The following is a 25,322-nucleotide window of genomic DNA, read 5'->3' as shown; positions in this document are numbered from 1 at the left end:
TGAAGACCGGCGGTTATCATGCATTTATGACCCATGACCCCAGGGTTGATGCGGTGTTTATGTTTCCTGGGCAGGACTGTGCTGCCTTGGAGATACTCACGCCCTATCTGCCTGTGGGGATTTCAGCCTTTCTCCTGGAAACGGCTTTTGGCGGCAAAAGGATGAATGGTAAAGATCCAGCTTATGAAACTCTGGTTCGGGCCAAAGCTGAGGAATTATACAGTCTCCTGGCACAGTTGGAGCGGGTTCTCGGACAGGGGACATTATTGAAGAATATGGCTGGTTATCCTGCCAGGCTTGTGATGAAAAACCTGAAGATACTAAGGGCGCCGGGATCCCGGGTTTGCCGGGAGGTGCTTGGCGCCTTAAGGGGCCGTATTTTATTCCGCGAAGAAGTTGAAAAGAGCCTGGCGGAGAACAGTCACAGCGCCGGAGATAGTTTCATCGCGGATATCTTGCAGGTTCTTGCCCTGAAGGGTGAAATCGAGATACGGCCTGCACTGGGCTTCACCAGGCTGACTGCAGTCACCTGTTACCGTTGCGGCAGCCAAACAGAACTGCGGAGCAGGTTCTGGGAACCGGAATTTTCCGGGCGCAATGGGAAGGTGTTCCGGGCGGGCTGCCAGGTCTGTGGATTTCCGTCGGTATATTGTGAACAGTGCAATACTCTCGGGGATTCCAGGCTCTGCCGCGGCTTATATGCTGCTCCGGGAAGTGCGCTGCCTATTGAGATGGCGTTAAACGTTAAGCCCCGGGGGGTTCCCCCCCTGACACCTGCCCAGCAGGCTGCTTCAGAGGAACTGGTCCGTTTCGTGAGCCGGATTCCGGCTTTGCAGAGCAAAGAAGAGCGGGATGAAGGACCGGGTGAGGTCGCGGCCGCCAGGAAATTTTTTTGGAGAAAGCCAAAAAGGAATATAAAAGAAATTTTAATATGGGCAGTATGCGGAGCCGGCAAAACGGAGGTTGTTTTTGGCGCTATTGCTGAAACCCTGAACCGGGGAGGACGGGTCCTGTATGCTATCCCCAGGAGGGATGTCGTTCGGGAACTGGCTCCGCGGCTGCAGGCCGCCTTCAGAGAAGTTGAACTGCTGGCCAGTTATGGAGGGAGTGTCGGGAAATACCGTTCAGCCAGGCTGGTAACAGCCACAACACATCAGGTTGTCCGTTATTACAGGAATTTTGATTTGGTCATCCTTGATGAGGTTGATGCCTATCCTTACCAGGGGAACGATATGCTCCGTATGGCTGTACAGAGGGCGGTAAAGCCTGAAGGGGGGACTATTTACCTAACGGCGACTCCCGACAAAGCAATGCTGGCGAATACCAGGAGCGGGGTCACCGGGTTGGTGACAATTCCGGCTAGGTATCATGGTTATCCGGTTCCCGAACCGCGGTTGGAAAAGGCCGCTCTGTTTCTCAACGGGCATCGTGGCGGCAGCCGAAACTCCGGCCATAACAGCAGCCGAAACTGCGGCTGTGACAGCGGGGAAATTAACCAGGTGATTGTAAACCTGCTGCTGGGATGGCTTGCTGACCCGGGCCGGCAGGCATTTATATTTCTGCCGACAGTTGGTATGGTTGAGGAATATGGGCCTGTTTTGGCAGACGCGGTTTTTGCTGCTGTCCAGAGTAGTACGCGTGCTGTAAACGCTGGGCGCAAACCAGCCTCACCGGATGATCTGCTGCGTTTCAGCCACGCCAGAGATGCGCAGCGGGACCGGAAAAGAGATGATTTCAAGAATGGGAAATTCCCTCTGTTTGTTACCACTACAATCATGGAACGCGGGATAACGGTTAAAAAGGCTAATGTACTGGTGCTGGAAGCCGACTGGGAACAGGTCTTTGACGAAGGAACTCTGATTCAGATGGCCGGGAGAGCAGGGAGATCGATTGAGTACCCTGATGGGGAAGTAGTGTTTGCCGGAAAAACCATCAGCGATGCCATGGGAAATGCCAGGAAAAAAATTGTTTTTCTTAACAGGACAGCCAGGGAGCAAGGTTATCTGAAGCCAGGACTATAAAAAACCCAAATAGCGTGGGAAATTATCATAAAATGGAGGTGCGGCATTGGGACTGCTGGAAAAGATGCTGCAGGTGCTTTTCCCTGAAAAGAGCAGCTGCCTTGTTTGTGGCTGCCCTGCAGGGACCGATATCATGTGCGAAGGTTGTATGCAAAGGATAGTCAGCAGGCAGGGTTTTTCTTTATGCCCTCGATGCGGTCGTTATATGCCTGAAGCCGGTGAAGGCGGACGGTACTGTCCGGAGTGCCGGGAAGCGCCTCCGGCCTTCTTTATGGCTAGGTCACTGGGGCCTTATGGAGGGGACCTGAAACAGGTGATTTATATGTACAAATACTCCGGATACCGGTCTCTGTGCGGCTCTCTGGGTTTGTTAATGGCAGAACTCTTTCTACGGGAGCAGGGCTTTTGGGATTCCGATATAATAGTGCCGGTCCCACTGAGTGAAGAAAAGCTGCGGATAAGGGGATTTAACCAGTCTGAACTCCTGGCAGAACGAATGGGACAACTGCTTCATCTTCCGGTGGCCAGGTGTTTGCTGCGCACAATTGATACTCACAGTCAGAGCAAGCTGACGAGACAAGAGAGGCAGGATAATATCAGAGGCGCATTTACCATTAACAGGCAGGCATGGCCAGCATTCACGAATGGCGCAACAGAGAGGCCGTATGGCAAAGTCCTGCTGGTGGATGACATTCTGACAACCGGAGCTACGGTCGGTGAGTGTTCACGGGTGATGCTCAGGGCGGGAGCCGAAAATATCGGTGTGATAACACTGGCATCAGGACTGCAAGGGAAAATTTAAATATTTTCTTTACAGAGAAGGAAAATGCAGGAATTTGTCGAAAGGTGACAGAGAAAGTAAACGGGTTTTCTGAACAGGAGGTAAGAGTATGGGTGATTTGAGAAATTGTCCCGGGTGCGGGAAGGTATTTGTCAAAATAAATAAAAACCTCTGCCCGGACTGTGTTGACAAAGAGGAAGTCGATTTTGAGAATGTGAGAAAATACCTGAAAGACAACCCTAAGGCCTCTGTTGAGGAGATTGTGGAAATTACCGGGGTTGAGGAAAAGAAAGTACTCAGATGGATGCGTGAAGGGCGTGTTGAAGTCAGCTTCTCTGACGGCAGCAGCGGCCTGACCTGCAAGAGCTGCGGGACCAGTATCAGGACAGGCAACTTTTGCTCCAATTGTGCCAAAACGCTGTCTGCCCAGATGAAAGGCGCTGCGGGACAGCGGACAATAAGGCAGGAAGAGCCTGAAAAGGAGAAAAGAAGGGGTATGTATACTGCCGACAGGATGAGAGACGACTAAACCGGACGGCAATCATAAGTGTTGCCTGGTTTGTGATTAAAATAACAAAATTTTCAGACAAAACGGCAGGCAGCCTTATTGGGGAGATATCTGATGTAATATAAAGAAAAACCTAATAATTTTGAGATAACAGCAAGAATTCCGGCCTAAACAAAATGACACGTTCTGCCGACATTAACTGTAAGTTGAATTAACATAAAGAGAAGCTGCAATCCATTTAAATTACTAAAGAGGTGGCCGGAATGATTATCTCAAACAGCCAAATCAGGTCCCTGATTGCCATGTATGCCAATCAGGACAAAAAAGAGGCCCAAAGCCCCGGAAAAGGCCTGAAGAAGTTTAACGAAGAGGCATATCAGATTTCTGTCTCCAGTGATGCCCAGGCCTACATGACAGCCAAAGAGGCTATCAGTACACTTCCTGAGATCAGGGAAGACAGGCTGGCCAATATCAGAAAACTGGTACAGTCCGGTACTTATGAAGTAACTGATGAAGAGGTTGCTGAAAAAATGATTGGGAGAACCCTTGTTGACAAACTGGTATAAGTGTCTTTGCGGCACGTGGAAAAGATTCATAAAAGATACGGGGGAATAAAGGTGGAAAAAATTCTTGCCGGGCTGTTGGAAAATATGATGAGCCAGTATGAGCTTTATCAAAGAGTACTTTTCCTGGGTTCTGAAAAGCAGCCGGTGCTGGTAAAAGGAGACCTCCATGAGCTTGAGAGGATTACCAGGGAGGAAGAGGGGTTGATTTTACAGGTTGGCAGGCTGGAGGAGCAGAGGCTGTCTCTCCACCGGGATTTGGCCGGCCGTTTCGCACTTTCTGCTGAGGAGTTAACTGTATCTGAGATTATCAACCGTGTTGATGAGCAAACCGGTGCGCAGTTTAGGCAGGTTATGGATAATATGACTGCCATGCTGCAGAAGCTTGCGGAAACAAATGAGGCCAATACGGAGCTGGTAAGGAGTTCACTTGAATTTGTGAATTTTTATTTTAATATACTTACTGATAATGATAGCGCTCCTTCATATGGAGATAAGGAGGATTCCCCAAAGGGGAATGCTGCCAAGATATTTGACCGGAAGGTCTGAGTTTTAAAAAACCTTGAAAAGGCGGGTAGTACGTTATGAGTTCAACATTTTTCGGACTCGAAATAGGAAGAAAGGCGCTGCAGGTACAGCAGACTGCCCTTAATGTAACCGGTCATAATATTGCCAATGCCAATACAACAGGGTTTACCCGGCAGCAGGCAGTTATGTCTGCAACCAAGCCGTTCGCCATGCCTTCTTATAATAGGCCGATAGGAGCAGGACAAATTGGGACAGGTGTAGAGGTCCAGGAAATACGCAGGTTAAGGGATGACTTTATTGATTTACAGGTGAGACAGGAAATTAATAAGTTCACCGAATGGGAAGAGAAACAGGATGCCTTGCAAAAACTGGAAGTCATTTTTAATGAGCCATCTGAATCCGGCCTGAGAACTGTTATGGACCAGTTCTGGGAAGCGTGGCAGGATTTGTCCCGCAAACCAGAACTGGAAGCTGTCCGCAAGACCGTGCGTGAGAGAGGGATAACCCTTGCGGAGACATTTAATCATCTGGACAGGCAGCTTAGCGAACTGGCTGCTGATATTGATGCTTCGGTAAAGATTAAGGTTGATGAAATCAATAATATAGCCGGCCAGATAGCAACCTTGAATGACCAAATTGTGAGGATAGAGGTCCAGGATGACAATGCCAATGACCTCAGAGACAAGAGGGATCTTTTGGTTGACGAATTATCCAAAAGTGTCCAGGTTACTGTCAGGGAGGATGAATATGGCTCCCTTAGGGTCAGCATAGGAGGAAGGGCTCTGGTTTCGGGGGCAAATACCTTTGGCATCTCGGCGGTACCTAATCCGGGCAATAATGGTTATACTGAACTGCAGTGGGATGCAGACGGGTCTGCTGTTATGGTTCAGTCAGGGGAACTGAAAGGTATGCTGGATAACAGGGATAATATTGTGCCAAGCTACCGTGACCAGCTTGACGAGATGGCCAGGACTGTAGTAGTGGAGTTGAATACAGTCCATGCTGCGGGTTATGGATTGGATGACGATGTCGGTGGGATTAACTTCTTTGACCCTATTGACCCACTGGATCCAACCTATCCGAATAACATCACTGCTGCCAATATAGCGGTGGATGCTGCGATTATGGCAGACCTGGATAATATTGCTGCAGCATCGACACCCGGTGACCCGCTGGACCTAGGGGCAAATGCGGGTGATGGGTCAAATGCGATCAACATCGTGGGACTAAAACATAGGAATCTCATTGGTACTGCCACTGTTGATGATTATTACCGTGGTATGATTGCTGAGCTTGGTGTCCAGGCCCAGGAGGCCGGACGCATGACTGACAATCAGGAACTGCTGGTGTCCCAACTGGAGAACCGCAGGCAACAGGTATCAGGGGTTTCCCTGGATGAGGAAATGACAAATATGATTAAATTTCAGCATGCATATAATGCGGCAGCAAGGGTGGTTACCGCAATGGACCAAATGCTGGAAACGATTGTGAATAGGCTCGGCTTGGTAGGAAGATAAGCTAGGAGATAGGAGTCAGGAGACAGGAGTCAGGAGACAGGAGACAGGAGATAGGAGCTAGGAGATAGGAGTCAGGAGACAGGAGTCAGGAGACAGGAGATAGGAGCTAGGAGACAGGAGACAGGAGATAGGAGCTAGGAGCTAGGAGCTAGGAGCTAGGAGTCAGGAGACAGGAGTCAGGAGATAGGAGCTAGGAGATAGGAGTCAGGAGACAGGAGACAGGAGACAGGAGATAGGAGCTAGGAGCTAGGAGTCAGGAGACAGGAGACAGGAGTCAGGAGATAGGAGCTAGGAGATAGGAGTCAGGAGACAGGAGCTAGGAGATAGGAGTCAGGAGACAGGAGTCAGGAGACAGGAGATAGGAGCTAGGAGACAGGAGATAGGAGAGGAAATGAGAGATCCGGCGAAAACCTTTGAAGATTTAGTAGTATGGCAGAAGGCGCACTTATTCGTGCTTGCAGTTTATCGCTTAACCGAGACGTTTCCGAAGTATGAGATATACGGGTTGTCTTCTCAATTTCGGCGGGCCGCCACCTCTATAGCAGCGAATATTGCTGAAGGTTTTCGTAAACGCGGCAAAGCGGATAAAATCCGTTTCTTTAATATTGCGCAAGGTTCCGCTGAAGAATGCAGATACTACCTAATTCTTACGAAGGATCTTGGATATAGTGATGTTTCCGAACTCAAACTCCTTTTACAAGAGGTCAGTAAATTGTTAGAAGGATATTCACGGGGTATTCTGAATTCTGACTGCTGACTCCTATTCGCATAATATATCTACTAATTATAAACCAAAGGGGTGTCATTGATGCGCATTACTCAGGGTATGTTGGTCGGTAACTTCCTGAACAACCTGAATACCAACTATCGAAACATGAACAGGATTCAGGAACAACTCTCAACAGGCAAGACGATAAACAGGCCGTCAGATGACCCTGTTGGGGTAGTCGCGTCCCTCAGATTATATACCGGTCTAACGGAAACCGAAAAATACCTAAGCAATGTGGAAGATGCCAAGGGGTGGCTGAATACCACTGATACTGCTTTGGGCCAGGCGAGTGATGTCCTGGACCGGGTGCGGGAAATTACGATTGCCGGGGCTACTGATTCCCTGTCCCAGTCGGCGCGGGAGGCCTTAGCTAGCGAGGTTTCCCAGCTTCGGGAGCAGCTGGAGCAGATTGGCAATACTGCCCATGACGGGCGGTATGTCTTCGGAGGTTTCCGGACGACCGAGCCTCCCTTTGCAGCAGGTGCTTATGCTGGAGATACGGGAAGTATGAACTATGAAATAGGAGTCAATATCACCATGCCCATTAACCTTACAGGTGATGATGTTTTAATAAATACGATTGATACATTTGCACTGCTGACAGATATTGAGAATGAGATCAGCGGAGGTAATACGGCATCCCTGTCAGGAACCAGGCTGGGGGAACTGGATCAGGCCATAGATAATATCCTGGCATTGCGGTCAGGGGTCGGCGCTAAGACCAACAGGCTGGAGTTGACACAGACAAGGCTTGAGGATGCGAGCCTGAACTTTTCCACACTGCTCTCTGAAAATGAAGACATTAATACTGCAGAAATGATTACCCAGTTGAAGATGCAGGAAAACACCTACAATACTGCGCTGGCAGCTGGGGCCCGGATAATCCAGCCGACACTGTTGGATTTCCTGAGGTAGTAAATAGAGGGCGTTTTTGATGACTATCCTTTGTGTTAGAGGATGATGCAGCATGCAGATTCAAATAACTCAGAAATTCGGACAGATAGGAATTGATACAACTCGATCACAATTACAGATCACCAGCAGGCCTGTGGATATCCAAACACAGATAATTCGTCCCCGGATGGATTTTTCGGTGCAGTTTCTGCGGGTCCGGATTGACCTGACCCGTCCTCAGGCAGAATTAGGATGTAAGGGCATTGTGCCTTTTGAGGCCGAGTATGCGAAGAAAGGCAAAGCTGCCGTTTTGCGCAGAATCGGAAGAGTGGCCGGCGAGGGTGATACTCTGGCACGGTCGATTGGGAGCGGGGCTGAAGTTATCGGTCAGCTTGCAAGGGCCAAATCGGTTGATAAGGCCCAGTTTAATATTGGACTGCTTCCCAGGTCGGCTCCTGAGATATCGGCTGCCGGGGGGCTTGATATCAGAGTGATGCCGGGGGAGGTGCATTTTGCGGTGACACCACATCATCCCGAAACTCAGTATTCTCCCGGAGATATAAGTATCTACCTGCGGCAAAAACCAGTCATAAAGATTGAAACGGCAGGAACCCACCTGGATGTAGTTGCTTAAGGTGGCAGGCTGTCTTCTGGATAAAGTGATTTGATATGAGGTGATAAGAGGAATGATAGTTAAAACCAGGCGGTTTGGGGACCTGACTGTAGAGGAACAGGATATCATCACAATGATTGGCGGTTTACCCGGTTTTGAAGATAACACCAAATATGCCCTTCTGGATCATGATGAGAAATCGCCTTACAAATGGCTGCAGTCTCTGGAAAATTCTGAACTGGCTTTTGTGGTAATGGAGCCATTTGTTTTTTTTGCAGACTACCAGTTTGAGCTTTCCCAGAATGATATCAGGGAACTGGAGGTGGCCAGGCCGGAAGATGTAGCTGTCCTGGTAATTCTGGTAATTCCGGAAAACCCCACAGAGATGACGGCCAATATCAAGGCGCCGTTGGTCATTAATATGGCTAAAATGAAGGGTAAGCAGATTGTCTTGAATAACGAAGCCTACCCGGTGAAGCTTCATTTATTTCAACAGTAATTTTGAAAACTAGCTCAAGAGCAATTTAGGAAAAATGCCAAGGAGGGCGACGAAATGTTAGCATTAACAAGAAAAACGGGGCAAAGTATCATCATTGACGACAATATAGAGATAACAGTTGTTGAAGTCAAAGGGGACCAGGTAAGGGTTGGCATAAGCGCTCCCAGGAGTGTCAAAATCCTGCGGAAAGAAATTTTCGAAGAAATCAGGGCTGAAAATAAGGCGGCAGCAGGTGTGTCCCAAATTCCGGGGGATAATCTGGAGATTCTGGTACAGAACCTACCGGGCAGCAAAATTATCAAAAACGACAGATAACGACAAGAAATGGCAATAAATGATGTGAAAAATACTGGATAATGATGCTAACAAATAAAAATGGTTAAAAAAAGCCTTTATTGCCCGAAAATGGGCTTAAAGGTTTTTTTTATATAACCGATATTATTACCGGCAAGATATCATTTTCATATTTTAAGGCAGCAGCGGCCGATGCTGCCTGACGTGAGGAGATGATGATTTTTCCAAATAAGAGGAGCATGGAAGCTCCCTAATTATTCAAGGAGGATGATAGTATGAGAATTAACAACAACATTAATGCCCTGTTCGCACAGAACAAACTGACCGCAACCAATACCAGCCTGACCAAGTCACTGGAGAAACTGGCATCAGGTTTAAGGATTAACCGGGCCGGTGACGATGCCGCAGGTCTGGCAATCTCCGAGAAAATGAGGGGTCAGATCAATGGTTTGAACCAGGCTCAGCGTAATGCCCAGGATGGCATTTCCCTTATTCAGACCGCTGAGGGTGCTTTGAACGAGACTCATTCAATGCTTCAGAGAATGCGGGAACTGGCTGTCCAGGCCGGGAACGATACTAACACTACAGCAGACCGCACTAAGATTGTTGATGAACTCAACAAACTGAAGGACGAAATTACCCGGATTGCCCAGCAAACTGAGTTTAACACCCAGAAGCTGATGACAGGCGGTTTCACAAGCAAGACCTTCCAGATTGGCGCTAATGCCGATCAGACCATTGCTATTGAGATTAATGACATGACCGCTTCTGCGGGGCTCAGTCTGACAGCTGCTACCATTAATGCGGCTACCCAAAAGGATGGCGTCAGCGACTTGATAACTGCTGTTGATGATGCTATCAACGATGTATCAAATGAGCGTTCCAACCTTGGTACCCTGCAGAACAGGCTGGAACATACCATTGCCAACCTGCAGACCTCTGCAGAAAACCTGTCAGCTGCTGAATCCCGTGTCCGTGACGTAGACATGGCTGCTGAGATGGTTAAGTTCACCAAGAACCAGATTCTGGTTCAGGCTGGTACCGCTATGCTGGCTCAGGCCAATATGGCTCCACAGAGTGTATTACAACTGTTAGGCTAATTACTGGCGATATGCAGCCGGCTGGCTTTTGCCGGCCGGCTGTTTTATCAGCCTGTTTTTTTAAATTAAGGGTGGTGTATGGGTATGAAAATTCCGCCTATGGGAGGAAACTCTAATACGGTTAACTCCGGGCCCCAGGTCCAAAACACCCGGTACGCCGGTAATGCCAGACCTGATTTTGAACAGCCCCTGAGCAGGCAGGAGCGTGCTGAGAAAGAGGCTGATTCCAAGGTGTCGTCCCCAAAAGACAGGGAGTTAGATGAGCAAGTTCTGCAGGAGGGGACAGAGAAACTTAATGAAATGACCCGCATATTTGACCGGTCATTCCATTTTGAGATACATGAAAAATCGAAACGATGGATGGTACAGGTGATTAACACAGAGACCGGTGAGGTTGTCAGAGAAATTCCGCCGGAAAAGATACTGGACATGGTTGCCAGGCTTGACCAGTTAGTAGGACTGATTGTTGATGAAAGGCGCTAGGAGGTGAAGCCTTTATGAGCATGAGAATTGATGGTTTGATATCAGGGATGCAGACAGAAGATATTATCTCCAAACTTATGGCGGTAGAACGCCAGCCTGTCAACCTGATGAAAACACGGCAGCATACCTATGAACTCCGCAAGGGACTGTGGAACGAAATCAACTCCAGCCTGCTGTCTTTAAAGAACAAAGGTGAGGGGATAGCAACAGCCGCTAACCTGCTTACCAAAAAAGCTACCTCTTCTGATGATACCTATTTTACTGCCGGCGCAGATTCATCTGCAGCGGACGGTACATATACCATAGATGTTACTTCAATCGCGAAGGCCCAGCGGCTAAATGGGACAACCCAGGCCAACGGAGCGCTGAATCTTAGTGGTTCCTTCACTATTGGTGACGGCACCTACAGTTCAACTGTTGAGGTTTATGCAACAGATACCCTTTCAACCATTATGTCAAGGATTAATCAGGCAAGGGATAATACCGATCCCAGCAAAAGCCTTGATGTATCCGCAACTATAGTTAACAACACCCTCATTCTGGAACATAAAGAGACAGGTTCCGCCAATGGGATTGTCCTGACAGATACAGTCAATACAGCGGGTTCAACCGGAAATGACGAGATTTTGGAGAGCCTTGGCATACTCAATGATGCCAAAACCATCCAAAATGAATCACAGGCTGCCGAGGATGCAGTGTTTACGGTTAACGGCATTGCTGTAACCAGGTCAAGTAATGCCGGACTGACTGATGTTATCAGCGGGGTGACCCTGAGTCTGAAACAGGAAGGTGTTACCGGGACCCTTACAGTTGAAAAGGATATTGATGCCAGTGTCAAAGCAATCAAGGATTGGGTGGGACAGTATAATTCCACGATTGAGCTGCTGAGTACCAGACTTTCAGAAGAGGTTGTCAAGGATGCCGCCAGTGATGTCCTCAAGAGCAAAGGACTGCTCAGGGGAGACTCTATTTTGTCAAACACCAAGAGTGAGCTGAGACAGTATGTGTCTACCGATATTGAAGGATTAACTGTTTATAAGAATCTTTCACAGATAGGAATCATGACATCAGGTTCCGATTATGGCAAATCAGGAAAATTGGAAATTGATGAAACTAAGTTAAGGGCCGCCCTGGAAGCTAACCCCGAGGATGTGGCCAAACTGTTTGTCAGCAATGAGGATATGGATGGTGACGGTAAAACAGCGTGGCAGGAAAAAGGTGTGATTGCCAGACTTGATTCTCAATTGGAGTACCTGACCAATACAGCAACCACATCCATCGGCGGGACGGTTGTTAAGGCAGGTGTCATCCAGGCGCGGATTGACTTTGAATCAAAAGTTATCAGTGACCTGGCAGATAAGATTGAGGCCTATGAAGACAGGTTAGCCACAAAACAGGCCAGGCTTTATAAGCAGTTTACGGCTATGGAAACAGCTTTGTCAGAGTTGCAGAATCAGGCAAGCTGGCTGGCAGGTCAGTTGGGTGGTTTATCTTCCGGTAATGGATAATCACGTAAAGCCATTGCCTGTTTTTTTAGCCGGATATGTCGACTAGAGACTGGATAAGCGGGGTAGTGTCAACAAAGGTGGGGAATCTGAAGTGGAATTGACATACATACAACAGGAAATAATGGGGATTCTCAGGCGGGCTGGGGCAACTTATGCGAACCCGCTGTCTTCTGCCGAGATAAGTAAAACCCTGAATGTTACCCCGTCCTATGTCAGGGAACAGGGGAAAGCCCTTTTTGACAGGGGCCTGATCCGGGTGCGCCGGGGTCCGGGCGGCGGGTATTTTTTGAACAGGGAGAGGGAGGACTGACTTTGAAGGTTACTGTAAATGACCGGGAAATGTTATTTGGGGAAGATATGACCCAGGGTGAAATTATAGCACAGTTACAGGGCGCTATAAAGGAGAATAACCTGGTTATCATGGAAGCTGAGGTTAATGGTGTTAAGAGCAGTATAAACCTGGCGGAAATAGCCGGTTTGAATGATATTGATACCCTATCTCTGATGGTGGGGACCCCGGGACAGGTGATCACTGATGGGCTGGAAACAGCAGTTACGTATTTACCGGTACTCCAAAGCGGCTTAACAGATATTGCTGCTTTTCTCCAGGAAGGTCGTGAGGGTGAGGGCATCTCCAAATTTCTTCAGGTAGTTCCGGGAATGGAATGGCTGGGTCAGATACTGTCGGGTGCAGTTCTGATTATTGACAGTAATATTTTGCAGGACTCCTTCAGGTCGTCTGCAGCAGGTTATGGTAAAAAGCTGGAGGAGCTGTTGGAGGGGTGGCAGAACAGAGATTATGTTTTGATAGCAGACTTACTGGAATATGAACTGGCCCCATTTATCCAGGAACTTGTACCCTTGATAAGTGATACGCTGAATTCACTCAGGGAAAAGGAATGATACGGTTGAAGATTGTTCCTGAAAAGGCACGGTCCGGCATGAATACTGCCAGGATAGATACCGGGTCAAGGGAAATCTACCTGCACAGCAGGTATGACCCGGTAAAAGAAGCAGGCCGCTTGATCGACAGCTATGATATCAACAAAGGGGATACCGCTGTGGTCTATGGGGCCGGACTCGGTTACCATATTGCCGCAGCGCTTGACAGAGTGGGAAAAGACGGGCGGGTGTATGTATTTCAGTTAGGCAGTGAGGTATTTGAGTATCTGAAAAAGGTGGGTAATTTGGAGCAACTTGCTGCAGATGCCAGGGTTAGCCTTATTGTGGAAGATGACATTAGCCTGCTGGCTGCAAGACTGGCGTCAGCTCTTGATATTGGCGGCAATAAGGGAAGTACGCTTGTGGTGCACCGCCCTTCACTGGAATTGCTTCCGGCAGCAGCGGCTGATTTCAGGACAGTCTTGGAGGACTGGGAGGTAAAAAGGTCTTCCTACCAGCGTTTTTCCGGGCAAATGGAGATTAACCTGGCAGCTAATGCTGAATACTGCAGGAAGTTGGGTGATGTTTCGGTTTTATTTAACCGTTTTCAGAATGTACCCGCTGTCTTAATTGCAGCAGGCCCGTCACTTGATGCAGCCCTGCCACATTTGGCCGGGTTCCTTGCGGAAAAGAAGGGGCTCGTTTTAGCGGTTGGGTCGGTATTGAAACCATTGCTTAGCAGAGGAATCAGGCCACATCTAGCTGTCATCACAGACCCCCAGCAATTTGTGGTGAATCAGATTGCCGGAATTAATGAAGATATTCCGTTAGCCATATTTCCTACCGTAACTCCTCAAGTTGTGCAGAATTACCAGGGGCCAAAAGTATTAGCTTTTCCCAATGAGCAGGACCTCCTTGATAAATTAAATGCTGTGCCGTCTGCAGCAGTAGAGACAGGCGGTTCGGTAGCTACGACCCTGCTTGACATAGCAATAAGAATGGGCAGTAATCCAATTATTTTTGTGGGGCAGGATTTGGCATTCCCCAATAACAGATTACACGCTGATTCCAGTACTCACAGAAAAATTGATATGGAAGATAACATGGTTTTGCGCAAAGTAAAAGGAAATAATGGCAAAATATTATCTACATCCAGGGCGCTGGATATATACAGAAAATGGATTGAAGACCGGATTGCCAGGGAGAGTAAAAGAAGATTTATCAACACTTCCCTGGAAGGTGCGCAGATTCGGGGAACCGAAGTGATTCCGTTTTGTGATGCCTTTGGGCAGCTGTCTTGGTTCGGGGAAGATAGTAATCTTGATCAGGAAGGCCTTCATGAAAGGATTGCGAGATTGATTATGCCGAAGGGGAATAATTGTTGATGGAAAAAGCACAGTATCAGAAAATGCTAAAAGGAAAATGTCTTAACTATGATTCTCTTGCAGAAGAAGAGATGGAAATCGGGTTTGAGAAATTATCATCCAGGTCAGGCTGGCCGACTCTTAAGGCAATAACGGATGATAAGGCGGTTTTTGTGCATAGTTCATATGACCCGATTCGGGAAGCCCAACAATGGGCAGAGCCGATTTCGCCGAAACAGGGTGATGTTTATTTTGTCTTCGGTTATGGCTTGGGATATCATGTTGCGGAACTCTTAAAAAAGGTACCTGATAATTGTAAACTCATTATTGTTGAAATATGCCACGAACTTATACTTAATGCTTATGAATCCAGTAATGCCATTGATTTGCTGCATCGTAAGAATGTGTCTATATTGGCCGGGAAGAGGCATATGGAGTTAGAGGTTTTTTTAGGGGAAGTGGTCGGTTTTAACCACCTTGAAAAAATTCAATTCCTGGACTATAAACCTGCGGTAAGGCTATTTCAGGACGATTATGATAAACTGAAAACCAAGATTACCAATGCTGTAAGTAATCTTATTGTGGAAATGAACACAATTCTTTATTTCTCTGAAAAATGGCTGCATAACCTGTTTGCCAATCTGCCTCAAATAGTTATCAGCCCTGGTATTGCAACGCTTTATGGGGAATTTCCGGAGACGCCGGCTATTATTGTATCAGCCGGGCCTTCTTTAAATAATAATATTCATTTGCTTAAAGATGCCAAAGGTAACAGTGTCATCATATGTGTGGGTACGGCCCTGAAACCTATGATACAGGCCGGCATTGAACCGGACCTGATAATATCGGTCGATGGCGGAAAACCCAATTACCGGCACTTTCAGAATATACCTGCTATGGATGTTCCACTGGTATTTGATCTTACCATTTATCCCGAAATACCAAAAACCTATTCCGGACCTAAACTGGTGGGTGGCTGCCATGAAAACCTGGTATCGTGGATAGAAAAAACCCTGATGGAAAAGAAAGGCCTGTACCAAATGGGACCTTCAGTAGCCTGTGTGGCTTTTGACCTAGCCCGGAAACTGGGCTGTAACCCTATTATCCTGATGGGACAGGATCTGGCTTATACAGACAACCAGGCCCATGCCAAAGGAACCGCCTTTGACCACCGGACCATTGAAAATTTCCGGGGCCGTGAGATTATTGAAGTGGACGGTGTCTTTGGAACCAAGGTCCTTACTGACAGGGTCATGGCTACCTTTATCAGGTGGTTTGAAATCAAAATTAATGAATCAAGGGAAACACATCGGGTTATTGATGCCACCGAAGGTGGCGCCAAAATTCCCGGCACTGAAATTATGCCTCTTTCCCAGGTTATCAGGGAATTCTGTACTGGAGAGGTAAAGGCTGATATAAAAATCGCAAGGCTTATCAGGGAATATGCGCCTCCTGAAAAGGACAGGCTGGCAGAGATTAAAGAAAATATCGAAAGCTTAAAGCTGCAGCTAAGCCGGCTGGAAAAGGAAGCAGGCAAAGGGATCTCAGCTTCCCGTAAACTGCTGGAGTTTTACGAGAAACGCTTGTCTGATTACCGGGCTGTAAATAAACTTCTCCGGGAGCTTGACCGGACTGACAGGCGGATAGCTGAATTAAAGGAGTCAACAGAACTGTTTACCCTGATGTTCCAGAAATCAATAATCAAAATGAAACATAATCTTAAATCCGTCAAAGAAACTGAAGACACAGAAAACGGGAAGGGCAAACGGATTGCCTTATGTTCCATAGAGCTGTATGAGGGGATAAATGAAGCAGCCGGAAAGGCCGGAAAGATGGTTAGCGGCGCTCTGGTTGAGCTGGAAAATCTTTTGAGGCAAGGGGAGTAGGTTAGATGAGAGACTTGATTCAGGATAAGAAGATTTTGATAACCGGGGGTACAGGGACCCTGGGGAAAGCCCTGCTTAATGAGATTTTAAAGTATGACCCTAAGGTAGTGCGCATTTTCAGCAGGGATGAAGCAAAACAGTTTGACTTGCAGTTTGAACTTTCCGGATATAAAAACACCCGATACCTCCTGGGGGATGTAAGAGATAAAGAGCGTCTCATGCGGGCCATGGAAGAAATTGATATCGTGTTCCACACTGCAGCCCTGAAGCATGTGCCCTCCTGTGAGTATAACCCCTTTGAGGGAGTTAAAACAAACATTATCGGGACACAGAACGTTATCGATGCTGCTCTGTACAACCGGGTAAGTAAGGTCATCTATACCAGCAGCGATAAGGCTATCAGCCCTACGAATACCATGGGAGCAACGAAGCTGGTGGCGGAACGGCTGGTTTCGGCTGCTGATTATTATAAAGGCAGCGCTAAGACTGTTTTTTGTGCAGTAAGGTTTGGTAATGTGATGGGTTCACGGGGGTCGGTAATCCCCCTGTTTAAGAAACAGATCCAGGCAGGGGGGCCGGTTACGGTAACTCTTGCTGCAATGACCCGGTTTATGATGTCATTAAGCCAGGCAGTAATGCTTACTCTGGAAGCAGCAAGAAGGGCCAAGGGGGGAGAGACCTTTGTCCTGAAAATGCCGGTTATCCGTCTCGGGGATTTGGCTGAAATAATGATGCAAGAGTTTGCTCCACTGTGTGGTTTTAAACCTGATGAAATTCCGGTGGAAACCATTGGCCTGCGTCCCGGTGAGAAAATGTATGAGGAACTCATGACATGTGAAGAAGCCAAATTTGCTATGGAATTCCCTAAAATGTTTGCCATCCCACCGGGTTATGAGCTAAAACGGTACGACTACAGGGGGGCGAAACCGGCTGAAGTTAAAACTTACCGGTCAGATGAGGTGGCTCCTTTAAATAAGGTACAACTGAAGCAGCTTTTATATGCCGAAGAGCTGTTGGACCGCCGCAAGCAGCATGTAACAGATGAAATCAGGAGGGCAAATTAATGAAGGTTTTGGTAACAGGCGGGGCCGGGTTTATCGGAAGATGGGTGGTCAAACAACTTCTGGATGACGGTCATGATGTATGGGTTCTGGACAACCTTGCTAACGGAAGGCACAGCAATATAGCCGAATTCATGCATCATACCGGCTTCAGGGAATTCGTGACCGGGGATATCAAGGACAAAAAAGTTCTCCGGGATGTGTTCAGCAACAAATATGATATTTGTTATCACCTGGCTGCCAGTATAAATGTTCAGGACAGCATTGATGACCCGGGAACGACATTTGCCAATGATGTTGAAGGAACCTTTAACGTTCTGGAAGAGTGCCGCAGGAACAATGCCAAGATGGTATTTATGAGTACCTGCATGGTCTATGACCGGGCTGCATCGCCGGAGGGTATTGATGAAGCCTGGAGGACCAAACCGGCTTCGCCATATTCGGGATCAAAAATTGCCGGGGAAAACATGGTTTTGTCATATTTTCATACATATGGGCTGCCTGTGGTTGTTATCCGCCCATTCAATACATATGGCCCTTTTCAGAAGAGTTCCGGTGAAGGCGGCGTTATCAGCATATTTATCAAAAAGAAGCTCAGGGGTGAAACACTAAACATATATGGCGACGGTACTCAGACCAGGGATTTGCTTTATGTTACGGACTGTGCCCGTTTTGTGGCTCAGGCAGGCTATTCGGACAGGGTTGATGGTGAGATTGTCAATGCCGGATTGGGGCGGGATATCTCGGTGAACGAGCTTGCCCGGTTGATTTGTGAAGAGCCGGACAGGATTAAACATATCCCTCATATCCATCCCCAGAGCGAAATCCCCAAGCTATTGTGTAACTATGGGAAAGCAAAGAATCTGCTGGGGTGGGAACCTGCTGTTTCTCTGGAGGAAGGCATCAAGAGGACGGCGGAATGGATTAGTGTAAATGATATGAAGTAATAATTTATTTGGAAACAGGTGTTGATGATGGTTAATTTACCGGCAATTGAGGGTGGCAGCCCGGTGCGCCGGGAAATGCTGCCATATGGACAGCAATGGATTGAAGAAGATGATATCAGAAGTGTTGTTGAGGTATTAAAAAGTGATTACCTGACCACCGGGCCCAGGATTAATGAATTTGAAGCCAGGTTTGCCGAATATGTGGGGGCCAGGTATGCTGTTGCGGTGGCTAATGGTACTGCAGCCCTGCATGCTGCTGCCTTTGCCGCCGGAATCGGCCCCGGTGTTGAGGTTATTACCACACCTATTACCTTTGCCGCTTCAGCCAACTGTGTCCTTTATATGGGTGGGAAGCCGATATTTGCAGACATAAAGGATTCCGACTGGAATATAGACCCGCATGAAATAGAGGGTAAGCTGAACAGCAGGACCAAAGCCATCATTCCGGTGCATTTTACCGGTCTGCCCGCGGATTTGGATGAGGTTCACCAAATTGCCCGGGAACATAACCTGGTTGTTATTGAGGACGCTGCCCATGCCTTGGGGGCGTCATATAAGGGACAGAGAATCGGCGGGTTAAGTCAGATGACGATTTTCAGTTTTCATCCGGTAAAGCACATTACCACAGGTGAAGGCGGCATGATAACGACAAATGATGTTAATCTTTACCATAGGCTGATGCAGTTCAGGAGCCACGGGATAACCAGGGATGGGGAACGGCTGGTGCGGGACGAAGGACCATGGTATTATGAAATGCAGTTCGAGGGTTACAATTACCGGCTGACAGATGTACAGGCTGCACTGGGACTGAGCCAACTGGCAAAGGCTGACCGGTTCCTGGAGCGCCGGCGGGAAATCGTGGCCAGATATATTGAGGCCTTTACGGATATGCCGGAAATTTCTCTCCAGGTCAGAGAGGATGACCGGGAATCGGGATGGCACTTGTTCATCATCAGGCTGAACACCGAACGTCTAAAGGTTGACAGAAGAAGGGTTTTTGAAGCTCTGAGGGCGGAAAATATCGGGGCCAATGTACATTATATTCCTGTTTACCTGCACCCGTATTACGGGGACTTGGGGTATCCCGGGGGACTTTGTCCCAGGGCCGAAGAGCTTTACTCTGAGATGATAACACTGCCCCTGTTTCCCAAAATGGCGGAACGGGATGTGGATGATGTTATTGAGGCTGTGGGTAAGGTGATGGCATACTACAGGAGGCAATAGGAGGAAAAATATAGCATTATTTGTCACAATAAGCAGGATTTTGTAAGTGATGAAGCGAACAAAATAGATGGATTATGTTGTTAATTAAGTAACCAAGTTAATGGCATCGCATTGGGGGAACATTTATATGAGTTTGACACCGGACTTTATCAACAATGATAAACTTTTAATATGGGGTCCCGGTAGTATATATCAACAGTGTAAGCTGGCTTTTAAGGAATTAGAAATTGAATTTATTGATAATGACCCTGCTAAGCAAGGTGGGACTTTTGACGGTCTCCCGGTTTGCGGGCCGGAACAGCTATTGAGACAGGAATATAAGGACAGAGCGGTTATAATTGGTTGTCATGCATACTCGACAGTGCAAAAACAACTTGAAGCTCTGGGGTATGAAGAAACTGACGCAGTATTACGGGTAGATGATAATAGAAGTTTTAACATATTTAGCAGATCATCTTATAGAGAAATGTCTTGTTACTGTCCATGTTGTAACAACTATTTTTATATGTTTTTACCGTTTGGAGTTGAATCAAACCTCAGGCCAAATGCCAAGTGCCCGGTTTGCGGTTCACTTGAGAGACACCGCTTGCTTTGGCTTTATTTTAAAACGAACACAAATCTCTTTTCAGACAAGCTAAAAGTACTGCATTTTGCCCCTGAGTATATTATTCAAAAGGAACTAAAGTCTAAGCCGAATGTAGACTATATCAGTGCCGATTTAATCTCTGATTTAGCGATGGTGAAAATGGATATCACTGATATCTCATTTAAAGAAAATACCTTTGATGTCATCCTGTGTAATCATGTTTTGGAACATATTGTGGATGACGGCTTGGCGATGCGGGAGTTGTACAGAGTTTTAAAACCAGGAGGCTGGGCAGTCCTGCAGGTGCCTATAGATGTAAATAGGAAGAAAACATTTGAAGATCCGGCCATAGCTACTCCTGAAGAGCGCCAACGTGTCTTTGGACAGTACGACCACGTGAGGATGTACGGGCTTGATTATGTGGATCGGGTGAGAGCTGCCGGGTTTAGTGTGAAGGTTGATGATTATGTGAAAAAATTTAGTGCTGAAGAATTAAGAAAATTTGGGTTGGTGCAAAAAGAAACTGTTTATTTATGCATCAAGCAAAAATAGTTTTTCATTGTACATGAATGACTTCGGGGTTACCGGAATGACTCGATGGGTGGATGTGAATTACCTTAATGACAGGGTGGACGCAAATTGAAACGCTTTATTAAAGGGGTTGCAGACAAAAAAATAATTATTTTTGGTACAGGCAGTGCCGGGGAGACAATTACAAAGAAATTGGCTAACCATGTTTCCTATTATGTTGATAACAATAAAGCAAAATGGAACACGACGTTTATGGGAGGTAAAGTTCTTAATCCCCAAACATGTAAAAACGAAAATAAGGATGAAGTAATAGTTATAATAGCAAGTTCCTTTTATGAGGAAATAGCTGATCAATTGCAAAAAATGGGTTTTCAGGAGTATAGACATTTTTGGAATGGGCTGGAACTGTTTATTAATGTGATAGACCAGGATATTGAGGTTCTAATAAATCATGAAATGAGTCTGATTTATAAAAAGGTTGCCAATCTGGTGGAACACGGGTTTGTAGAAGATGCTAACAATCTTTTAAGTGAGTATGAAAGATTTGTTCCCCTGGATGGAAGGATTCCAAGTTTAAAAGCATATATAAATGTCCCGGCAGGTAAGCAGAGGCATGAGATTAGAAGCCTGTTGACTGATGCTGTAAGAAAAACTGATTATAAAGCTGACATACATTATAACTATTATCTGGCAAATGATTTACTTGAAAAGGGAGAGTACTTAAGAGCTCTTGAAATGTTCGAAAGAGTTTTGGCCCAGATTGAAAATGAAGCACTGCAATATGAACTGGCAAACAGAATTAATCATATTGAAAGCAAGTTTGAAAAAGATATCAGGAGACAGCTTAAAGAGAGAAAGTCCGCAGGTAAAGAGAAGAGAGCAGGAAATTATTATCTGCACTTAATGATTGACAATGTATATAGCCAAAAATTTATAGAATTTATAAATTATAATTTTGATGTAAATCAGCATGTTTTTGTTATCGTTAACCCCAAAAAACAATTGACTTACGTCAGGGAAAACCGGTTTGACAATGTCATCGTTTTTAGCACTCCCGAAATATACAGGGAGATATATGCAGAAAAATTGCTCAAACTTGTCCAAGACAGCAGGAAAGTCGTAATTCATTTTCTTAAAGATCATATCTGTTGGTTTATGTGCCGGTATGATCTAAATAAAGAGATAAATTGGAATCTATGGGGAGCAGACTTTTACAATTTTATTGATATAAAACTGTATGATGAAAAGACTGATAGATTTTTAGAGGACATTGGATATGAAAGATCGGATAATCAAAACAATGCCTTAAAGGGAAAGGTTTTTTTAAGGTTTAGAAAAGGTGCCATCAGAAGAGTTGATAATCTATTAGGTTTTAACGAACTCGAAGTTAAGTTGATGAAATCAAAGTTCATGACCAATGCAAGACACAAAAAGTTCGTTTACCCTAATGTTGTTGAGTTAAAAAAGATAATTGAAATGAAACCTCCATATAAGTGTGAATTTAATTTCAAACAAGAATATAAACATGTTTTTATGTTGGGGAATTCCGGTGATCCATCCAATAATCATCTGGAGATTATATATAAACTGAAAGATTTAAACAGCAGGGAATTCTGTGTGTTTGTTCCGTTAGCTTATGGCAACCAGTTATATGTTAAAGAACTTCTCCGAATGGGGAAGCAAATATTGGGAGAGCAGTTTATGCCATTAACGAAGTTTTTGGATCCCTCAAAGTATATTCATATTTTGAGTCAAGTTGATGTAGCATTTATGAACCACAACAGGCAGCAAGCTTTTGGGAACCTCGTTTCTTTATTACATGCCGGTAAAAAGGTTTATATGAAGAAAAATTTAGTAACCTATAAGTTTTTTAAGAATCACGGATTAGAAGTGTTCGATATAGAGCGAATGGGAAGTATTGATGAAATAGTTTCTTTAAATTCTTCTATAAACGAAAATAGTAATGCAGCTATTTTCAGAGAAATGTCCGAAGAGTATATTAAAAAAATATATGAAGGTATCTTTTGTTAAAATCCGATTTATATTTTCTGGGAAAGGGTTGCTAATATGTTAAAGAAAGTAATGGTCATCGGTGGTGGGCAATGGCAAGTCCCAATTATTAAAAAAGCCAAGGAACTAGGTTGTTATGTTATAAATACAAACTTATATGAAAAATCAGAAGGATTCAAGTATGCCGATGTTGGAATTGTAGCCGATGTTCGAGATAAAGATAAGAATTTAGAGATAGCAGAAAAATATGAGCCTCATGCGATAATTACTGACCAAAGTGATATTGCTGTGCCCACTGTCGCTTATTTATGTGAGCATTTAGGCCTTCCCGGAATTGGATATGATAAGGCCAGACTTTTTACAGACAAGTTTCGAATGAGAGAGTTTTGCCACAAAAATGGTTTTCCCACTCCTGATTTTTATCGTTGTTTTTCCCTTAATGACATAAAGGAAGCTGCTGTCAAACTTGGATTTCCTTTCATGATAAAGCCAACCAATAACCAATCCAGCAGAGGTGTTTACAAAATAGGTACTATTGAGGAACTTGAAGACAAATATAACAATACCTTAAGTTACTGTGACAGCGAATCTGTTCTAGCTGAACAGTTTATTGGAGGTACAGAATATACAGTAGAAGGTTTTAAAACTGCTGCGATGCACTGTTCTTTGGCAGTTTCAAAGAAGAAGCATTTTAAGGAGAATGAGGTTGTAGCAAGTCGCTTATTGTATTCGAATTCAAAAGGATTTGAAGAGTTAAAAACATTAAACAATAACTTAATTGAAAGAATGGAACTGCCATTTGGGATCACACATGCCGAATATAAGTACTGGAATAATGATTTTTATTTAATAGAAGTGGCTGCCAGAGGAGGAGGGACAAAAATCTCTTCACATATTGTTCCGTTGCTTTCAGGGGTAAATACCAATGAGCTTTTAATTAAAATGGCGTTAGGGGAAAAAATCCATAAAATTGATGATGCTAATCAACTTGATATTAGTGCGGTTTTAGAATTTTTTGTATTTGAAAGCGGCAGGGTTAAGGAAATTCTGGGACTTGATAAGATTAAGTCTTTGGAAAATGTTATAGATATCGATTTGAACTTTAAAAAAGGTGATTATTTATATCCACCGGTTGACGATAGGTCGAGAGCGGGATACTTTATAGCTTGGGAGAAAAAGGAAGAATCTTTATTGCAATTAATTGAGCAGATCAAAACAACCGTGGAGGTGCTTTATGAATAATATACCTTTATTTGACAGCTTAGTACACCCCACAATGAACAGTAATTGGCTTCAACCAAAATATAATGGCAAGAATTCTCCTGAAGAGCTAATAGTGCAGATGCAAGAAAATAATATACGATGGGCTTTTGCTGTTGGACTTCCTGATGTAGGAAATTATAATTTGGAAAAGTATAGTGAGTTTATCAGGTCTAAATCGGATTTATTATATCCCATCGCAGGCTTGCGCTTTGATGACATTCAAGAAAGTCATGATATCAGAGAATTACTGACTAAAGTATCTAAATTGAATTATGTAGGAATAAAAATACACCCGAGATTCTCAAAGGTAACTTACGACAACGTTTTATTGCCTGAGGTTGTAAAAACAGCTAATGAATTAAATTTAGCTGTGATGTTATGCACTTATTTTTACCGCTCTGGAAATGATTATTATAGGAATAACATGGTAAGTTTGAGAGAGTTGTTATCAAAACTAAATGGTGAAAAAATAATTCTTTTACACTCCTGTACTGTAAGGTTATTCGAAATGATGGAGGTTGCAAGGGAATTTCATAATGTTTTATTAGATTTATCTTTAACTTTGTGTAAATATGAGGGAAGTTCCTTAGATTTAGATATTCAATTCTTATTTAAGAATTTTGATAGGAGAATCTGTGTTGGTTCTGATGGCCCAGAGTTTGATTCGAAAAAGCTGCGAGAAAGATTTAATTATTTTTCGCAAGGGTTGGACCGAGAAAAGGTTGAGAATATAGCTTATAAAAATATAATGAATTTCACCGGACTAGGGTTATAAATTAACTGTTCAAATACTTCATCACAAAGCTTTAGTATTTAAGTAAGAAGTTTTAGGGGGTACAAAAATGGACATACAACAAAAGTTGATTGAATACATCAAAAAGAATAGAGTTTCTTCAACGGAGGTTGCTGACTGCTTAGGTAAGAGAGGTGCGATACCTAACATTAAAGCTTTAAACAGGGGGCATTTTGAGGTTGGAAATGTGTTCTGGGCTTACGCATATGGGGGGAGCAACTGGGATCTTCATGAACAACTCCAGCACGTTAAGGAAAATGATATAGTTCTTGTTGAAGTTTTTGACTCTGATAACAAGGCTGTTTTTGGTGATTTAGTTTCGAAATACCTAATTCTATACAGACAGGTTTCCGCTATTGTGGTTGTCGGTAATTTAAGAGATGTTCCCAGACTGATGAAAGAAAATTGGCCAATTTGGTGTGAAGGGTTTAATCCCATTGGCTGTGAAAATGTTCAGTTAGAAAGTAAACTTGATGAAAAAATAATAATTGAAAGAAGAAATCAATACGATGGAGCAATAGCTGTATGTGATGATACCGGTGTAGTATTAATTCCTCAATCTTTTCATAACGAAGAATTCTATAGGAGATTAGAATTTATAGAATCACAAGAGGATATTTGGTATGAATGTATAGATAGAAAAAAGATGACAACTTTCGAAGCAGTGTGTTTAAAGAAGTATGAACAAAAATAAAAC

Annotated in this window: 26 protein-coding genes; all 26 read left to right on the top strand. The window is 44.9% G+C overall.

The genetic code is table 11. The features are described 5' to 3' along the window. A partial coding sequence (locus tag Ga0451573_RS06605) for a DEAD/DEAH box helicase (RefSeq protein WP_231683097.1) occupies positions 1-2,021 on the top strand: 2,021 nt, incomplete at its 5' end. Between the two features lie 46 nt (positions 2,022-2,067). Continuing rightward, on the top strand, positions 2,068-2,823 hold the full coding sequence (locus Ga0451573_RS06600) for a ComF family protein (RefSeq protein WP_231683096.1): 756 nt from the start codon (positions 2,068-2,070) through the stop codon (positions 2,821-2,823). Between the two features lie 88 nt (positions 2,824-2,911). Further along, on the top strand, positions 2,912-3,331 hold the full coding sequence (locus Ga0451573_RS06595) for a TIGR03826 family flagellar region protein (RefSeq protein WP_231683095.1): 420 nt from the start codon (positions 2,912-2,914) through the stop codon (positions 3,329-3,331). A gap of 242 nt (positions 3,332-3,573) precedes the next feature. Continuing rightward, positions 3,574-3,876: a flagellar biosynthesis anti-sigma factor FlgM gene (flgM, locus tag Ga0451573_RS06590; protein WP_231683094.1), complete on the top strand. Its 303-nt coding sequence runs from the start codon at positions 3,574-3,576 to the stop codon at positions 3,874-3,876. A gap of 51 nt (positions 3,877-3,927) precedes the next feature. Further along, positions 3,928-4,422: a flagellar protein FlgN gene (locus Ga0451573_RS06585; RefSeq protein WP_231683093.1), complete on the top strand. Its 495-nt coding sequence runs from the start codon at positions 3,928-3,930 to the stop codon at positions 4,420-4,422. Positions 4,423-4,457: 35 nt separating this feature from the next. Beyond that, complete coding sequence (flgK, locus tag Ga0451573_RS06580) at positions 4,458-5,918, top strand: flagellar hook-associated protein FlgK (RefSeq protein WP_231683092.1); 1,461 nt, start codon at positions 4,458-4,460, stop codon at positions 5,916-5,918. Between the two features lie 391 nt (positions 5,919-6,309). Further along, on the top strand, positions 6,310-6,675 hold the full coding sequence (locus Ga0451573_RS06575) for a four helix bundle protein (RefSeq protein ID WP_231683091.1): 366 nt from the start codon (positions 6,310-6,312) through the stop codon (positions 6,673-6,675). 51 nt (positions 6,676-6,726) lie between these two features. Beyond that, on the top strand, positions 6,727-7,602 hold the full coding sequence (gene flgL / locus Ga0451573_RS06570; RefSeq protein ID WP_231683090.1) for a flagellar hook-associated protein FlgL: 876 nt from the start codon (positions 6,727-6,729) through the stop codon (positions 7,600-7,602). A gap of 52 nt (positions 7,603-7,654) precedes the next feature. Continuing rightward, positions 7,655-8,215, top strand: a complete 561-nt coding sequence (locus Ga0451573_RS06565; protein ID WP_231683089.1) for a DUF6470 family protein — start codon at positions 7,655-7,657, stop codon at positions 8,213-8,215. A 52-nt stretch (positions 8,216-8,267) separates the two neighbouring features. Continuing rightward, complete coding sequence (gene fliW, locus Ga0451573_RS06560; protein ID WP_231683088.1) at positions 8,268-8,693, top strand: flagellar assembly protein FliW; 426 nt, start codon at positions 8,268-8,270, stop codon at positions 8,691-8,693. Between the two features lie 54 nt (positions 8,694-8,747). Then, positions 8,748-9,008: a carbon storage regulator CsrA gene (gene csrA, locus Ga0451573_RS06555; protein ID WP_231683087.1), complete on the top strand. Its 261-nt coding sequence runs from the start codon at positions 8,748-8,750 to the stop codon at positions 9,006-9,008. A 254-nt stretch (positions 9,009-9,262) separates the two neighbouring features. After that, positions 9,263-10,087 (top strand): flagellin N-terminal helical domain-containing protein, encoded by an 825-nt coding sequence (locus Ga0451573_RS06550; protein WP_231683086.1) that lies wholly within the window; start codon positions 9,263-9,265, stop codon positions 10,085-10,087. Positions 10,088-10,171: 84 nt separating this feature from the next. Continuing rightward, positions 10,172-10,570 (top strand): flagellar protein FlaG, encoded by a 399-nt coding sequence (locus Ga0451573_RS06545; protein ID WP_231683085.1) that lies wholly within the window; start codon positions 10,172-10,174, stop codon positions 10,568-10,570. Between the two features lie 14 nt (positions 10,571-10,584). After that, positions 10,585-12,078 carry a flagellar filament capping protein FliD gene (gene fliD / locus Ga0451573_RS06540; protein ID WP_231683084.1) on the top strand — a complete coding sequence of 498 codons (1,494 nt, stop codon included), beginning with the start codon at positions 10,585-10,587 and terminating at the stop codon, positions 12,076-12,078. A gap of 91 nt (positions 12,079-12,169) precedes the next feature. Beyond that, entirely contained in the window at positions 12,170-12,388 is a 219-nt protein-coding gene (locus Ga0451573_RS06535; protein WP_231683083.1) for an Rrf2 family transcriptional regulator, read from the top strand. 2 nt (positions 12,389-12,390) lie between these two features. Further along, positions 12,391-12,981, top strand: coding sequence for a DUF8042 domain-containing protein (locus Ga0451573_RS06530; protein WP_231683082.1), 591 nt, complete (start codon positions 12,391-12,393; stop codon positions 12,979-12,981). 5 nt (positions 12,982-12,986) lie between these two features. Continuing rightward, positions 12,987-14,345 carry a motility associated factor glycosyltransferase family protein gene (locus tag Ga0451573_RS06525; RefSeq protein ID WP_231683081.1) on the top strand — a complete coding sequence of 453 codons (1,359 nt, stop codon included), beginning with the start codon at positions 12,987-12,989 and terminating at the stop codon, positions 14,343-14,345. Continuing rightward, on the top strand, positions 14,345-16,210 hold the full coding sequence (locus Ga0451573_RS06520) for a motility associated factor glycosyltransferase family protein (RefSeq protein ID WP_231683080.1): 1,866 nt from the start codon (positions 14,345-14,347) through the stop codon (positions 16,208-16,210). Before Ga0451573_RS06525 ends, Ga0451573_RS06520 begins: the two co-directional genes overlap by 1 nt. Before the next feature lie 5 nt (positions 16,211-16,215). Then, positions 16,216-17,274 carry a UDP-N-acetylglucosamine 4,6-dehydratase family protein gene (locus tag Ga0451573_RS06515; protein WP_231683079.1) on the top strand — a complete coding sequence of 353 codons (1,059 nt, stop codon included), beginning with the start codon at positions 16,216-16,218 and terminating at the stop codon, positions 17,272-17,274. Further along, positions 17,274-18,218: a dTDP-glucose 4,6-dehydratase gene (locus Ga0451573_RS06510; protein ID WP_231683078.1), complete on the top strand. Its 945-nt coding sequence runs from the start codon at positions 17,274-17,276 to the stop codon at positions 18,216-18,218. Before Ga0451573_RS06515 ends, Ga0451573_RS06510 begins: the two co-directional genes overlap by 1 nt. 24 nt (positions 18,219-18,242) lie before the next feature. After that, complete coding sequence (gene pseC, locus Ga0451573_RS06505) at positions 18,243-19,442, top strand: UDP-4-amino-4,6-dideoxy-N-acetyl-beta-L-altrosamine transaminase (RefSeq protein WP_231683077.1); 1,200 nt, start codon at positions 18,243-18,245, stop codon at positions 19,440-19,442. 127 nt (positions 19,443-19,569) lie between these two features. Next, positions 19,570-20,580, top strand: coding sequence for a class I SAM-dependent methyltransferase (locus tag Ga0451573_RS06500; RefSeq protein ID WP_231683076.1), 1,011 nt, complete (start codon positions 19,570-19,572; stop codon positions 20,578-20,580). An 87-nt stretch (positions 20,581-20,667) separates the two neighbouring features. Further along, the gene (locus Ga0451573_RS06495; RefSeq protein WP_231683075.1) at positions 20,668-22,590 is read left to right on the top strand and encodes a TDP-N-acetylfucosamine:lipid II N-acetylfucosaminyltransferase family protein; all 1,923 of its coding nucleotides are present in this window, start codon (positions 20,668-20,670) and stop codon (positions 22,588-22,590) included. Positions 22,591-22,626: 36 nt separating this feature from the next. Continuing rightward, entirely contained in the window at positions 22,627-23,811 is a 1,185-nt protein-coding gene (locus Ga0451573_RS06490; protein WP_231683074.1) for an ATP-grasp domain-containing protein, read from the top strand. Beyond that, entirely contained in the window at positions 23,804-24,607 is an 804-nt protein-coding gene (locus Ga0451573_RS06485; protein WP_231683073.1) for an amidohydrolase family protein, read from the top strand. The genes Ga0451573_RS06490 and Ga0451573_RS06485 overlap by 8 nt, the downstream gene beginning before the upstream one ends. Positions 24,608-24,674: 67 nt before the next feature. Further along, positions 24,675-25,319 carry an RraA family protein gene (locus tag Ga0451573_RS06480; protein ID WP_231683072.1) on the top strand — a complete coding sequence of 215 codons (645 nt, stop codon included), beginning with the start codon at positions 24,675-24,677 and terminating at the stop codon, positions 25,317-25,319. Positions 25,320-25,322 lie beyond the last annotated feature (3 nt).

Origin of the sequence: Phosphitispora fastidiosa (assembly GCF_019008365.1) — a bacterium.
Taxonomy (GTDB): Bacteria; Bacillota; Thermincolia; order Thermincolales; family UBA2595; genus Phosphitispora; species Phosphitispora fastidiosa.
This window is presented reverse-complemented; position numbering and strand designations above follow the sequence as displayed.